This window comes from Streptomyces sp. NPDC048257 (assembly GCF_043201855.1).
Classification (GTDB): Bacteria; Actinomycetota; Actinomycetes; order Streptomycetales; family Streptomycetaceae; genus Streptomyces.
This window is the reverse complement of record NZ_JBICZI010000021.1, coordinates 87,357-99,719: the sequence shown is the minus strand read 5'-3', so window position 1 is coordinate 99,719 and position 12,363 is coordinate 87,357. Positions and strand designations below refer to the sequence as shown.

Here is a 12,363-nt window from a genome sequence, read left to right as displayed (position 1 = left end):
CCTTTTGGGCGATGGCTCGCACCCTCACAACGGGCGGGTCGTTATGGGTGCACCATTGTTCGAACCGAAAGGAAATGCGGAGATGAAGAAGAGGCTGATGCGCGCCTCCACCATCGCCGCCGCGGGCACCGCCGCCCTGATCGGCGGCGCGGGCCTCGCCTCCGCGCACGGCGGGGGCGGCGCGACGGCCCACGGCGGCACCGCCGGCTCCCCCGGCGTCCTGAGCGGCAACCTGCTCCAGGCGCCCGTCGACGTTCCGGTGAACGCCTGCGGCCTCACCGTGAACGTGATCGCCCTGCTGAACCCGGCGTTCGGCAACACCTGCATCAGCGCCTGATCGTCAACCGTGCTGGCCGAAACGCCCGCATCCGAGTGAAGTCACGCAACCCGGACCGGGGCAGCGCCGTTGATCCAGGTGCTCCACTACCGGGCAATCCTGCAAAAAAGGGACGACAATGATCAAGAAGATGATGGCCTCGGCCGCGGTTGCCGCCTCGGTCGTGGGCATCGGTGCCGGCATGGCCCCGCAGGCGATGGCCATCGGCAACGACAACGGCGTCAACACCGTCCAGGGGAACGGCGCCGCGCAGATCTACGGCAACCAGGCCACCTACGGCAACATGAGCCCGCAGATGGCGCTGATCCAGGGCTCGTTCAACAAGCCCTGCATCGCCCTGCCCGCGAAGGCCAACGTGCAGTCCGTGCTGGCCCTGGTCAACGTCGGCGTCCAGGACATCCCCGTCCTGTCCAGCCCGCAGAACCAGCAGTGCACCGAGAACTCCACCCAGGCCAAGGGCGACGAGGCCCTCTCGCACATCCTGGACAACATCCCGGTCCTCTCCGGCAACGTCTCGAACGGCAGCTGACCGAGGCCCGCGCCCGCGAGGCCGTCGCACCCCCGGGGTCGCGGCGGCCTCGCCGCATGTAGGGCCGGCCGGGGGCCTCCCCGGCCGCGCGAATTGTCGATACAAATCCGTCGGCACCAAGAATTCGGCCCGGACTTCGGGCCGAGCATCGGGGTGAATTACCGACAGGCCGCCGAAAATACGCGGTTTCTTTTTCCTCGACCGCTCGTTGTTAATTCTGCAGTGGACACGCCTCTGCGGGAAGGAAAGAAATCAAAATGACGTACAAGAAGGCAGTGGTGCTGGCCGCCGGCGCTCTCATGCTCGCCGGTGCCGCCTCCCCCGCCATGGCCGACTCGTCGGCACAGGGCGCGGCCGTGGGTTCCCCCGGCGTCCTGTCCGGCAACCTGGCCCAGGTTCCGGTGCACGTCCCGGTCAACGTCTGCGGCAACACCGTGAACGTCATCGCCCTGCTGAACCCGGCGTTCGGCAACACCTGCGTCAACGCCTGACCAAGCGCTTGAGCCCGTGAGGGCAAGCCTCCTCGGGGTGGCCTCGGAGTGCACGGCGGTGCACTTCGGGGCCACCTTCGATTCCACACCGGCCGTGGCGCCGGTAGACAGGGAAGGACCCATGCGACAGGTACTGAGCCGACAGGTACTGGGCAAGGGGATGCTCACGGCGGCAGCCGCGTCGAGTCTGCTGTCGATCGCGACCGGCGCGGCCTACGCGCACCCCGGGGCGACGGCCGAGGTCTCGCATTCGCCGGGTGTGCTGGCCGGCAACAGCGTCTCGGTACCGATCACCTTCGCACCGAACGTGTGCGGCAACAGCGTGGACGGCGGTGCGGCGCTCAACCCCGCCATGGGGAACACGTGCGCCACCAGCACCGGCTCGCACACGGACGACGGGTACGACTACGGGCGCCACCTCAGCCCCGAGAACGCCCAGGCCTTCGAGCGCTACCTGGACGAGCGCGGGGGCGGCCGGCACGCCGTCCCGGAGCAGCGCCACGAGAACGGGTACGAGCAGCCGCGGCACGAGCGGCCCCGGCAGGAGGGACCGCGGCACGCGAAGCCCCGCCAGGAGGAGCCGCGCCACGAGGGCGGCTACGGCGGCCCCGGTGCCGAGCAGGGCAAGGAGGAGGAGTGCGACGACCACCCCGGGTCCGCGCCACCGCCCCCGTCCCCGCCGGCGCACCACGCTCCCCCCGCGCCCGAGCAGCCGCACCCCATGCCGGAACCGGTGGAGGAGCACCCGGCCCCGCTGCCCGCCCCGGAGCCCGCCCCCGCCCCGGAGGCACCGCACCCGCTGCCGGCCCCGGCCCCCGGCCCGGCTCCCGTCGTGGAGGAGGGACCGGCGCCCGGCCCGCCGCACGGCAGCATGCCCGTGGAGCACCCGGCTCCGGCTCCGGCGCCCGAGGTCGTCCCCCCGGCGGACCAGCCACCGGCCGCCCCCGCCGGCGACACCCCTGTCGACCTCCCCCCGGCACCGGCACCGGCGCCCGCGCCGGCTCCTGCCCCGGAGGCTCCGCACACGCTGCCGGCCCCCGCGCCGGCGCACGTGACCGGGCCCGTGCTGGCCGAGACCGGCGCGGGTCAGCCCGCGGCCGCGGCGGCCCTCGCCAGCGCCCTGATCCTGGGCGGCGCCATTCTGTACCGGCGGTCGCGCATCGCCTGACCGGCAATACCGGTAATCAGAAGAAATGTCGGCCGGAGAATCCTCGTCGGATTCTCCGGCCGCTGTCATGTACTCGCGTGTTCGCGTTTCCGCAGCGGCGGGGAATCGTTACCCAGGGCGAAAGCGGCGCGACGGTCGTCGCTGACGCCTCTGTCAACGAAAGAAGAGGATTTTCGATAATGAAGCTCACGAAGGTCGCCGCTGTCGTCGTCGGCTCCGTCGCCGCCCTCGGCGCCTCCACCACCGCCTTCGCCGCCGAGCCCGCGGCCGCGATGCCCCCCATGAGCCTGACCGGCGGGGTGACCGAGACGCTGAACGCCGTCGGGCCCGTCTCCGAGTCGCTTCCGCAGACCGTGGGCAACGGGCTGGCCGAGCAGGGCGACACCGTCAACAAGGTCGTGGGCACCGCCCAGAAGGTCAACAAGGTCCGCAACGACGTGCCCGGCACCGTGCTCGGCCTCGCGAACGGCGCCACCCAGTCGAACCCGATGCTCGGCGGCGTGAAGCTCAACGGCGGCCAGGGCTGAACCGTCCCGGCTGACCACCCGCCGACACGACTGTGGGCGCCACCGGCAAGGCCGGGGCGCCCACAGTCGGTTGTTCGGCGGAGCGTCAGTGGTTGAGGCAGACGTTGCCGAACGCCGGGTTCAGCAGGCCGATGACGTTCACGGTGTTGCCGCAGACGTTGACCGGGATGTGCACCGGCACCTGGGCCAGGTTGCCGGACAGGACGCCGGGGGAACCCACGGCCGCGCCCTCGGCCGACGAGTCGGCGACGGCGGAGCCGGCGGCACCGGCCGCAGCGAGACCGGCGGTGGCCAGGACCAGGGCGGCCTTCTTGGCAGAGTTCATGGGAAGTGCACCTTCTGTTCGATGTTCTGCCCCGATCCGGGGCTCACACCGAGCGAAACGGTCCAGCATCCCAGACGACACGGCCACGCGCACGATGAGACCTGTTCGGCTCAATTGTCGTAACCATTCGACGAGTTCTCCGCCACCACTGCCCCTACGGGACGGTGGGGACGCTCGGGACGGTGGGGACGGTGGGGACGTCCGGGAGTTCGGGAATCGCGGGGACCTCCGGGATCGCCGGAACCTCCGGCACCGCGGGCACCAGCCCGTCGACCGGCGGGAGCTCCACCGGGGGCAGCTTGGGGATGAGCCCGGACAGGTCGGGGAGGTTCAGGTCCGGCAGCTTCGGCAGCTCGATCGGCGGCAGCGTCACCCCGGCGGGCAGCAGGCCCCCGACCGAGGCGAGGAGGTCCTGGAGGGTCTTGGTGAGACCCGCGAGCAGATCGTCGATGGGGCCGGCTTTGGCGCGCTGTTCGATCTTCTCGACCTGGCGCTGGACGGAGGCGACCCGGCCGTCGAGGGCGGCGGAGCCGTCACCGTCCGCGGCGCCCGCGGGGGCGGCCGCGCCGGACAGTATGACGACGGCGAGGGCCGACGGGACGAGGAGGCGGGCGCGGGACGGCTTCGTGCGGTGCATGGATGTTCCTTCTCGGTGGGGACACACAAACGGACCCAAATGATCCGCTTCCTCACCCACCGTGCGAACACCTCGCACGGAGCGCAACCGGAGCCTGAACGGATGCGGGCTGCGTACGGGCTTCGCGCACGCGTCCGGAGGCCGCTCACCCCGGCCGGGGAAAACCTCGGGGCGCGCAGGCCGTTTGAGTGAAGCACCGGAACCAACCCCCCGACCGGGCAGTTGACCAGGGCGCTCCATCAGCGGGCACTCGTGCGACAGAAGGATCAAGATGTTCAAGAAGTTCATGACCGCCGCCGCGGTCTCCGCCGTTGCGATCGGCGCGGGCGCTGCCGCCGCGGCCCCGGCCATGGCCATCGGCAACGACAACGGGGTCAACACCGTCAACGGCAACGGTGCCCAGCAGATCTACGGCAACCAGAAGACCTCGGGCGACCTGAGCCCGCAGCTCGGCCTGGTCCAGGGCACCCTCAACAAGCCCTGCATCGGCCTGCCGGCGAAGCTCAACGCCCAGTCGCTGATCGCCGCGCTCAACATCGGCGTCCAGGACATCAACGTCCTGTCCAACCCGCAGAACCAGCAGTGCACCGAGAACTCCACCCAGGCCAAGGGCGACGAGCCGCTCTCGCACATCCTGGACAACATCCCGGTCCTCTCGGGCAACCTCTCGGCCAACAGCTGAACACCGCTCCCTCCGCCCTTCGGGCGATCGCGGGCCGCTGAGCCTGTGGAGTGAACGAGGAGGGCCCCGGCAGCGTCCAGCCGCCGGGGCCCTCTTCGTACGCCGCCCCCGGCGGTCAGCCGGTCCAGAAGTCCCACCAGCGGGTGAGGATCAGCATGCCGATCACTCCGATGTGCAGGGCGGGCGGAGCCCAGCCGAACTCGGTGAAGAAGCTCCGCAGCGGGCCGGGGGCGGGCAGGACGCGCGTCCGGACGTTGTGCGCGGTGACCGCCCAGAACATCAGCAGGGTCGCCACCCAGGCCAGGCAGCACCACAGGCAGAGCGCGTTGATCTCGTAGAGCGACTGGACCATCAGCCAGGTGCAGAAGCCGACGCCGAAGAGCGTGCCGGCGTTCAGTCCCAGCCAGAACCAGCCCCGGTAACGGGCGCCGGCGAGCACCCCCGCGCCGACGCAGACCACGACGGCGTACGCGACGAGCCCGAGCATCGGATTGGGGAAGCCGAAGGCCGCCGCCTGCTCGCTCGTCATCACGCTGCCGCAGGAGACGACCGGGTTGAGACTGCAGGCGGGCTTGAAGTCCGGGTCCTCCAGCAGGAGGAACTTGTCGAGGGTGATCACCCAGGAGGCCAGCAGCCCGGCCGCGCCGGTGACGGCCAGCAGCCAGGCCAACCCCCTGGGGGCGGTGTCCCGTTCGCCCTCGTGTCCACTGCGGGGCCGTACCTGCTGGCGCGGGAGGCCCACTGTATTCGTTGCCATGTGGGCCATAATCCCCCGCTTCCCCCCAGATCGGGCCCAACCATGCGCATCCGTACGCAAGTTGACCTGAAGGTGTGGCGGGAACCTCCGATGCTTCCCGGACGTTTTACCGAACCCCGGACGTGATGTCAGAACCAGGGGTTACGTTGAGCTTCCGCGAAGTAACAAGCTGCGACGGCCTGGAGACCCACCTTGAGCGATCCGTACGAGACAACCGAGGCGCACCTCGAACGACTCCTCGGCCGCGCCCTGAACTCCTTCGACCTGCCGGACCGGTTGGTCGAGCGCCTCGGTACGGCGCTCGCCCACAGCTCTTCGCTGTACACCACCCACCACAGCCCGGAGGCGGGCATCTGGCGGGAGACCCATCGGCACACCTACCTGCTGGCCGACGGCGGTTCGGTCTCGCTGTGGGAGCTGACGTACCGGCTGGTGGGCGACCGGGGCGTGCGGCACGAGATCTTCGCGAGCAAGGCGGAGACCTGCCTGGCCGTGACCCGGCTGTTCGGCGAGGCGCCGGCCGGGGCGTCCCCGGATCCGGTGCTGGTGCCGGGCGAGGAGGAGCCCGCAGACGATGTGGCGGCGCTGAGCGCGCTGTACGCGGCGTCGGCCCCGGTGCAGCGGCACCGGGAGTACGTGGCGGAGCAGTCCGCCGACCACGCCCGGCGGGTGCTGCGCCGCGCGGAGAACGCCGACCGGCCCGGCGAGCCGGTGACGACGCTCCTGCGGTCGGCGTACGCGCACCAGATCACGCAGGCGTTCGGTGCACGGCAGGGCCTTTCGGAGGGGCGGGGCGCCGGTTTCAGCCTGTACGAGCACGCCTTCGTGCTGCTGGACGGGACCGAGCTCAGCCTGTGGGAGGTCGAGCACACGGCGACGCCCGACGGCCGGCACATGTGCGAGGTGTACGAGAGCGAGGCGGCCGCGCGCGAAGCGATGGAGCTGCGCGCCCGCGTCCGGTGACCGAGGGCCTGATCGGCAAGGCACCCGCTCAGGGCGTCCCCGGTTCGGCGAGCGGAAGGTCGAGCGGCGGGTTCTCGGTGATGTGGACCCGGTCGGGGCGCAGGTCCGCGGGGGTGGGCATGGCGCTGCCCGGTAGTTGGACCGCGGCCGCTCCGTGGGCCAGGGCCGAGGCGAGGGCGTCCGGGCCGGCGCCGCCCGCGATCAGGAATCCGGCCAGCGAGGCGTCCCCCGCCCCTACGGTGCTGCGCACCGCCGCGGTCGGAGCGGTGCCGTAGTAGGTGCCCTCCGCCGAGACCAGGAGCTGGCCGTCGCCGCCGAGGGAGGCGAGCACGGCTCCCGCGCCCAGGGCGCGGAGTTCCTCCGCGGCCTTGACCACGTCCCCCAGGGTGGCCAGCGGGTGTCCCACCGCCGCCGCCAGCTCGGACACGTTGGGCTTGATCACCTCCGGGCAGGCCGCCAGCGCCGCGGACAGTGCGGGGCCCGAGGTGTCCAGGGCGATGCGGGCGCCCGCCGCGTGCGCCCGGTCGACCAGGTCGGCGTACCACCGGGGTTCGAGGCCGCGCGGGAGGCTGCCGCAGCAGGCGATCCAGGCGGCTTCGGCGGCCGCTTGGCGGACGGTGCCCAGGAGGAGGGCGGATTCCTCCCCCGAGAGCTCCGGGCCGGGTGAGTTGATCTTGGTGAGGGTGCCGTCCGGTTCGGCGAGCGAGATGTTCGAGCGGGTCTGACCGGCGATCGAGACGGCCGTGACGTCCACGCCCTGCGCGCCGAGCAGTTCGGCGAGCAGGACACCGGGGGCGCCGCCGAGCGGGAGGACCGCCGTCGTGCGGACGCCCGCTGCGGCCACCGCGCGGGAGACGTTGACGCCCTTGCCCCCGGGGTCGACCCGCTCGCCGTCGGCGCGCAGCACCCGGCCGCGGTCCAGCGGGGGGACCTCGTAGGTGCGGTCGAGGGAGGGGTTGGGGGTGACGGTGAGGATCATACGAGCGCAACTTCCGTACCGGCGGCCTCGATCGACGCCTTGTGAGCGGGGGTGAGTCCGGTGTCCGTGATGAGCAGGTCGACCTCGGTGAAGGAGCCGAAGCGCGCGAAGTGCTCCTGTCCGGCCTTCGTGGAGTCGGCGAGGAGGACGACGCGGCGGGCGGCGGCCATCGCGGCGCGTTTGACGGCCGCCTCGGCAAGGTCGGGGGTGGTCAGGCCGCCCTCGGCCGTGAAGCCGTTGGTCGCGAGGAAGAGGACGTCGGCGCGGATCTCGGCGTACGCGCGCAGCGCCCACGCGTCGACGGCGGCGCGGGTGCGGTGGCGGATGCGGCCTCCGACGAGGTGGAGGTCGATGCCGGTGTGGTCGGCGAGCCGGGCGGCGACGGGGAGCGCGTGGGTGACCACGGTGAGCGCGACGTCGACGGGGATCGCGGCGGCGAGCCGGGCGATGGTGCTGCCTGCGTCCAGGACGACGCTGCCGCCGTCGGAGAGTTCGGCCAGTGCGGCGGCCGCGATGCGGTGCTTCTCGTCGGCGGCGGTGGCCTCGCGCTCGGTCAGGTCGGGCTCGAAGTCGAGACGGCCGGCCGGGATGGCCCCGCCGTGCACGCGGCGCAGGAGGCCGGAGCGGTCGAGAGCCGTGAGGTCGCGGCGTACGGTCTCGGCGGTGACCCGGAACCGGTCGGCGAGGGAGAGCACGTCGACACTGCCCGCCTCGCGGGCGAGGCGGAGGATCGCCTGGCGTCGCTCCGGTGCGTACATGTGGATTTACGTCCGTTTCATACCCGAATGAGTGGTTTCACCCCACCGTACGCGCATATGTGGAGGGAAACAAAAAAGAACGGACACGCCCGCCCGGGAGGGCGGACGTGTCCGTGCGGTGGTGCGCGGTGACCGGCTCAGCCGGCCGGGACCTGCTCGGGGATGCGGCCGGCGTGTTCGGCGCCGCCCTCGCGCTGCTCCATCGGGAGCGCCCTGCGGGGCAGTACGAACATCAGCGCGAAGATCACGACCAGTACGGCCACGACCCACCACAGCGCACCGCGGAAGGCCTCGACGTACGGCGGGCCGAAGACCATGTCATCGGCGATCAGACCGAAGAAGACGACGGAGGTCAGGGCGAGACCCAGGGCGTTGCCCATCTGGCCGGTGGTGTTGATCAGGCCCGAGGCCGACCCGGCGTGCTCGCGCGGCACCTCGGAGAGCACGGTGTCGTTCAGCGGGGCCACGATCAGGCCCATGCCGATGCCCATGACGATCAGCGGCGCGGCCATCTGCCAGGAGGCGATCTCCATGCCGTAGTGCTCCGACTCCCAGATGTACAGGAGCAGACCGGCGGCCATGATCAGGGCACCGGCCTGGAGCACCTTGCGGCCGAAGCGCGGGACGAACTTCTCGACCGACAGACCCGCGGCGGCCGAGACCGCGATGGAGAACGGGATGCCGGTGAGACCGGCGCGCAGCACGCTCCAGCCGAGGCCCATCTGCATGTACATCGTCCAGACCAGGAAGAAGATGCCGGTCGCGATGCCGAAGGTCAGCTGGACGGCGATGCCGCCGGCGAAGCTCTTGACCTTGAAGAGGGAGAGCTCGACGAGCGGGGAGCCGTCCTTCTTGATCTTGTACTTCTCGTACGCGATGAAGGCGGCGAAGACGAACGGCGCCGCGATCATGCAGCCGAAGCCCCACAGCGGCCAGTCGTTCTCGTGGCCGTGGGTCAGCGGGAAGATCAGCAGGACCAGGGCGAGGGTGGCGAGGACGACGCCGATCAGGTCCAGGCGCAGCGCCTGCGGGGCCTTGGACTCGGCGATGAACTTGCGGCCCAGGATCACGCCCATGATGCCGACGGGCAGGTTGATCAGGAAGATCGGGCGCCATCCGAGGTCGAAGAGGTTCCACTCGATGAGCAGCGCGCCGAACAGCGGGCCCGAGACGGCGGCGAGGCCCACGATCGCGCCGAACATGCCGAAGACCTTGCCGCGCTCCTGGGGCGGGAAGGTGACGTGGATGATCGCCAGTACCTGCGGCACCATCAGGGCGGCCATGGCGCCCTGGAGGAGGCGGGAGGCGACGAGCATGTCCGGGTTGGCGGCGATGCCGCAGAGCAGCGAGGCTGCGGTGAACCCGGCGATGCCGATGAGGAAGACGCGCTTGCGGCCGTAGATGTCACCGAGACGGCCGCCGGTGATCAGACCGGCGGCGAAGGCGAGGGCGTAGCCCGCGGTGATCCACTGGATCGCACTGGTGGAGGCGCCGAAGTCCTCACGCATGGTGCGGATGGCTATGTTGACGATCGTGACGTCGACCAGGTCCATGAAGGCCGCGGTCATCACGATGGCGAGCGCCAGCCAGCGGCGGCGGTCGGCGGTCGAGCTGGGTGCGTCGTGGGCTACGTCGTTCCGCTCTTCTTGTGTGGGCCCGTTCTCTCTTTCGGGCGATGTCTTGGACGTCTCGGTGCTCATGAGGAGAAACCTAGACGGGGTATAGGTCAGTCCGTGTCCTATTTCGCTGGCAGGGTTGTTTCATGACCGACACACCCGCACGGCTGCTCTCCCTCCTCTCCCTCCTCCAGACCCCGCGCGAATGGCCCGGGAGCGAGCTGGCGCAGCGGCTGCGGGTGAGCGCCCGCACCATCCGGCGCGACATCGAACGGCTGCGCGAGCTCGGGTACCCGGTCGAGGCCACGCTGGGCGCCGAGGGCGGATACCGGCTGGTGGCGGGGGCGGCGATGCCCCCGCTGCTGCTCGACGACGAGGAGGCCGTCGCGATCGCGGTGGGACTGCGGGCGGGGGCCGGCCACGCGATCGAAGGGGTAGAGGAGGCCTCCGTACGGGCCCTGGCGAAGCTCGAGCAGGTCCTGCCCTCGCGGCTGCGGCACCGGGTGAGCGCGCTGCAGTCGGCCACCATCGCGCTGACGCGGGGGGACGGGGCGAGCGTGGACCCGCGGACGCTGACGACGATGGCGGCGGCGGTGGCGGGGCCCGAGCGGCTGCGGTTCGCCTACCGGGCGGGGAGCGGGGCCGAGACCCGGCGGCTGGTGGAGCCGTACCGGCTGGTGAGCACCGGGAGCCGGTGGTACCTGGTCGCCTACGACCTGGAGCGCGAGGACTGGCGGACCTTCCGGGTGGACCGGGTCGGCGAGGCGTTCGCGACGGGGGCCCGCTTCACACGGCGGGACCTGCCGATGGAGGCGGAGGAGTTCGTGCGGCGGGGGCTGCAGGGCGGGGAGAAGCAGCCCTATCCGGTGGAGGTCGACTTCGCGGCGGGCCCGGCGGAGCTGCCGGCCTGGCTGCAGGCCGTGGCCGTGGCGGGTGACGGGGCGCCCACCTCGGTGCGCTTCGAGAGTGCGGACGCGCCGGAATGGCTGGTGGCGCGCCTCGCCCTGACGGGGCTGCCGTTCACCGTGCGGGAGCCGGCGGTGCTGCGCGCGGCGGCCGGTGCACTGGCCGCGCGGCTCGCGGGAGCGGTGGCGGGCCCGGCCTGACCCGCCGGCGGGCGGGCGGCCGGCGGCCGGCCGGGCAGGAGAGAGCCCCGGCGCCTGGGGGGGTAGGCACCGGGGCTCGTATGGGGGCGGGGCGGGTCAGGCCACCGCGTCGAAGCCGGTGTCGCGCGCCATCCGCTTGAGCTCCAGCAGCGCGTGCTTCTCGATCTGGCGGATCCGCTCACGGGTCAGGCCGTGCTGCTTGCCGACCTCCGTCAGGGTCCGCTCGCGGCCGTCGTCGATGCCGTACCGCATCTTGATGATCGAGGCCGTGCGCTGGTCGAGCTTGCCCAGCAGGTCCTCCAGCTCCTCGCTGCGCAGCAGCGAGAGCACGGACTGCTCGGGCGAGATCGCCGAGGTGTCCTCCAGGAGGTCGCCGAACTGCGTGTCACCGTCGTCGTCGACCGACATGTTGAGGCTGACCGGGTCGCGCGCCCAGTCCAGTACGTCGCCCACGCGCTTCTCCGTCGAGTCCAGCTCGGCGGCGATCTCGGCGTGCTCCGGGTCGCGGCCGTTCTCACGGTTGAACTCGCGCTGGACGCGGCGGATCCGGCCGAGCTCCTCGACCAGGTGGACGGGGAGACGGATGGTGCGGGACTGGTCCGCGATGGACCGGGTGATCGCCTGGCGGATCCACCACGTGGCGTAGGTGGAGAACTTGAAGCCCTTGGCGTAGTCGAACTTCTCGACCGCGCGGACCAGGCCCGCATTGCCCTCCTGGACCAGGTCGAGCAGGGGCAGACCGCTGCGCGGGTACCGCCGGGCGACGGCGACGACGAGGCGGAGGTTGGAGCGGATGAAGACTTCCTTGGCGCGCTCGCCCTCGGCGGCCAGCGCCTCCAGCTCCTCACGGGCCGGGGCGTCCCCGTCCCGCTCTATCGCCCCGTCGAGGATCTGCCGGGCGTAGACGCCCGCCTCGATGATCTGGGAGAGCTCCACTTCCTTGGCCGCGTCGAGCAGCGGGGTGCGCGCGATCTCGTCCAGGTACATGCCGACCAGGTCGCGGTCTGCGATCTCCCCGCCCACAGCGCGGGCGCTGCTCGTGGACTGACGACGGGCGACGGCGCGGGTTGCCATGCGTGCTCCCTTGCGAAGTGTTCGGTCGCGGTGCGGCTGGTGGACGCCACCGGGACGGCTGCCAACCGGTCCGGTACGTCACGGACACTCTCCCGAGTGCCCGCTTCCGAAGGAAACAACGACTGGTATCGGGACAGAATTCCCTCGCCGCTCCCTCTTTTCCGAGATCTTGCAGTATCCTGCCCCGCCGTGCCGCTCCCCCTGAGGAGCCGGAACGCCGTGAGAGCTCGAAGGAGCGCAGGTCAGGCCGGGTGCGGGGGCGGATTCGGAACGCCTGCGGGTCTTTACACCCACCAAACCTCTGAGACCACCGTCACCCTTGACGGGACCCGTTCCCCCGGAACAGCACCGACCTCGGCTGCACTCCGCCCCGGAAGACGGCACCCGCCGGCTTCCGGTTGCCTGGACTGACGC

The 12,363-nt window shown here is 71.3% G+C and carries 15 protein-coding genes; 8 read left to right on the top strand and 7 right to left on the bottom strand.

From position 1 onward, the window contains the following. Window positions 1-82: 82 nt before the first annotated feature. From ACGFZK_RS29640 to ACGFZK_RS29620, 5 genes are all read left to right on the top strand, one after another. Entirely contained in the window at window positions 83-337 is a 255-nt protein-coding gene (locus ACGFZK_RS29640; protein ID WP_393851921.1) for a chaplin, read from the top strand. A gap of 118 nt (window positions 338-455) precedes the next feature. After that, a complete protein-coding gene (locus ACGFZK_RS29635; RefSeq protein ID WP_393851920.1) occupies window positions 456-866 on the top strand; it encodes a rodlin in 411 nt (136 codons plus the stop codon). Between the two features lie 257 nt (window positions 867-1,123). Then, the gene (locus ACGFZK_RS29630) at window positions 1,124-1,357 is read left to right on the top strand and encodes a chaplin (protein WP_393851919.1); all 234 of its coding nucleotides are present in this window, start codon (window positions 1,124-1,126) and stop codon (window positions 1,355-1,357) included. A gap of 121 nt (window positions 1,358-1,478) precedes the next feature. Next, the gene (locus ACGFZK_RS29625) at window positions 1,479-2,525 is read left to right on the top strand and encodes a chaplin (RefSeq protein ID WP_393851918.1); all 1,047 of its coding nucleotides are present in this window, start codon (window positions 1,479-1,481) and stop codon (window positions 2,523-2,525) included. Window positions 2,526-2,704: 179 nt separating this feature from the next. Continuing rightward, window positions 2,705-3,052 carry a hypothetical protein gene (locus ACGFZK_RS29620; protein ID WP_393851917.1) on the top strand — a complete coding sequence of 116 codons (348 nt, stop codon included), beginning with the start codon at window positions 2,705-2,707 and terminating at the stop codon, window positions 3,050-3,052. An 85-nt stretch (window positions 3,053-3,137) separates the two neighbouring features. Here ACGFZK_RS29620 and ACGFZK_RS29615 read toward each other — a convergent pair whose 3' ends face one another. Beyond that, entirely contained in the window at window positions 3,138-3,377 is a 240-nt protein-coding gene (locus ACGFZK_RS29615; RefSeq protein WP_327262923.1) for a chaplin, read from the bottom strand. 154 nt (window positions 3,378-3,531) lie between these two features. Then, a complete protein-coding gene (locus ACGFZK_RS29610; protein WP_393851916.1) occupies window positions 3,532-4,014 on the bottom strand; it encodes a hypothetical protein in 483 nt (160 codons plus the stop codon). A gap of 271 nt (window positions 4,015-4,285) precedes the next feature. Here ACGFZK_RS29610 and ACGFZK_RS29605 point away from each other — a divergent pair, with 271 nt between their 5' ends. Further along, window positions 4,286-4,696, top strand: coding sequence for a rodlin (locus ACGFZK_RS29605; RefSeq protein WP_393851915.1), 411 nt, complete (start codon window positions 4,286-4,288; stop codon window positions 4,694-4,696). Between the two features lie 115 nt (window positions 4,697-4,811). On the opposite strand, the gene ACGFZK_RS29600 is transcribed toward ACGFZK_RS29605, so the two are convergent. After that, entirely contained in the window at window positions 4,812-5,453 is a 642-nt protein-coding gene (locus ACGFZK_RS29600; RefSeq protein WP_393851914.1) for a vitamin K epoxide reductase family protein, read from the bottom strand. A gap of 192 nt (window positions 5,454-5,645) precedes the next feature. Between ACGFZK_RS29600 and ACGFZK_RS29595 the strand changes: the two genes are divergently transcribed. Then, window positions 5,646-6,416 carry a DUF6227 family protein gene (locus ACGFZK_RS29595; protein ID WP_393851913.1) on the top strand — a complete coding sequence of 257 codons (771 nt, stop codon included), beginning with the start codon at window positions 5,646-5,648 and terminating at the stop codon, window positions 6,414-6,416. A gap of 28 nt (window positions 6,417-6,444) precedes the next feature. On the opposite strand, the gene pfkB is transcribed toward ACGFZK_RS29595, so the two are convergent. The 3 genes from pfkB to ACGFZK_RS29580 all read right to left on the bottom strand — a co-directional run bounded on the left by pfkB (window position 6,445) and on the right by ACGFZK_RS29580 (window position 9,853). Then, complete coding sequence (pfkB, locus tag ACGFZK_RS29590; RefSeq protein ID WP_393851912.1) at window positions 6,445-7,395, bottom strand: 1-phosphofructokinase; 951 nt, start codon at window positions 7,393-7,395, stop codon at window positions 6,445-6,447. Further along, entirely contained in the window at window positions 7,392-8,153 is a 762-nt protein-coding gene (locus tag ACGFZK_RS29585; protein WP_393851911.1) for a DeoR/GlpR family DNA-binding transcription regulator, read from the bottom strand. Before ACGFZK_RS29585 ends, pfkB begins: the two co-directional genes overlap by 4 nt. Window positions 8,154-8,290: 137 nt before the next feature. Further along, on the bottom strand, window positions 8,291-9,853 hold the full coding sequence (locus tag ACGFZK_RS29580; RefSeq protein WP_393851910.1) for an MFS transporter: 1,563 nt from the start codon (window positions 9,851-9,853) through the stop codon (window positions 8,291-8,293). A gap of 62 nt (window positions 9,854-9,915) precedes the next feature. Here ACGFZK_RS29580 and ACGFZK_RS29575 point away from each other — a divergent pair, with 62 nt between their 5' ends. Beyond that, a complete protein-coding gene (locus tag ACGFZK_RS29575; RefSeq protein ID WP_393851909.1) occupies window positions 9,916-10,875 on the top strand; it encodes a helix-turn-helix transcriptional regulator in 960 nt (319 codons plus the stop codon). A 96-nt stretch (window positions 10,876-10,971) separates the two neighbouring features. Here the strand turns inward: ACGFZK_RS29575 and ACGFZK_RS29570 are convergent, their stop codons facing one another. Continuing rightward, window positions 10,972-11,949: an RNA polymerase sigma factor RpoD/SigA gene (locus tag ACGFZK_RS29570; protein ID WP_393851908.1), complete on the bottom strand. Its 978-nt coding sequence runs from the start codon at window positions 11,947-11,949 to the stop codon at window positions 10,972-10,974. Window positions 11,950-12,363: the final 414 nt, after the last annotated feature.

Coding starts and splice junctions, on each gene's coding strand:
- ACGFZK_RS29585 (WP_393851911.1), bottom strand. CDS start 8,153: ATGTACGCACCGGAGCGACGCCAGGCGATCCTCCGCCTCGCCCGCGAG.
- ACGFZK_RS29615 (WP_327262923.1), bottom strand. CDS start 3,377: ATGAACTCTGCCAAGAAGGCCGCCCTGGTCCTGGCCACCGCCGGTCTC.
- ACGFZK_RS29580 (WP_393851910.1), bottom strand. CDS start 9,853: ATGAGCACCGAGACGTCCAAGACATCGCCCGAAAGAGAGAACGGGCCC.
- ACGFZK_RS29610 (WP_393851916.1), bottom strand. CDS start 4,014: ATGCACCGCACGAAGCCGTCCCGCGCCCGCCTCCTCGTCCCGTCGGCC.
- ACGFZK_RS29605 (WP_393851915.1), top strand. CDS start 4,286: ATGTTCAAGAAGTTCATGACCGCCGCCGCGGTCTCCGCCGTTGCGATC.
- pfkB (WP_393851912.1), bottom strand. CDS start 7,395: ATGATCCTCACCGTCACCCCCAACCCCTCCCTCGACCGCACCTACGAG.
- ACGFZK_RS29570 (WP_393851908.1), bottom strand. CDS start 11,949: ATGGCAACCCGCGCCGTCGCCCGTCGTCAGTCCACGAGCAGCGCCCGC.
- ACGFZK_RS29640 (WP_393851921.1), top strand. CDS start 83: ATGAAGAAGAGGCTGATGCGCGCCTCCACCATCGCCGCCGCGGGCACC.
- ACGFZK_RS29620 (WP_393851917.1), top strand. CDS start 2,705: ATGAAGCTCACGAAGGTCGCCGCTGTCGTCGTCGGCTCCGTCGCCGCC.
- ACGFZK_RS29630 (WP_393851919.1), top strand. CDS start 1,124: ATGACGTACAAGAAGGCAGTGGTGCTGGCCGCCGGCGCTCTCATGCTC.
- ACGFZK_RS29635 (WP_393851920.1), top strand. CDS start 456: ATGATCAAGAAGATGATGGCCTCGGCCGCGGTTGCCGCCTCGGTCGTG.
- ACGFZK_RS29600 (WP_393851914.1), bottom strand. CDS start 5,453: ATGGCAACGAATACAGTGGGCCTCCCGCGCCAGCAGGTACGGCCCCGC.
- ACGFZK_RS29625 (WP_393851918.1), top strand. CDS start 1,479: ATGCGACAGGTACTGAGCCGACAGGTACTGGGCAAGGGGATGCTCACG.
- ACGFZK_RS29575 (WP_393851909.1), top strand. CDS start 9,916: ATGACCGACACACCCGCACGGCTGCTCTCCCTCCTCTCCCTCCTCCAG.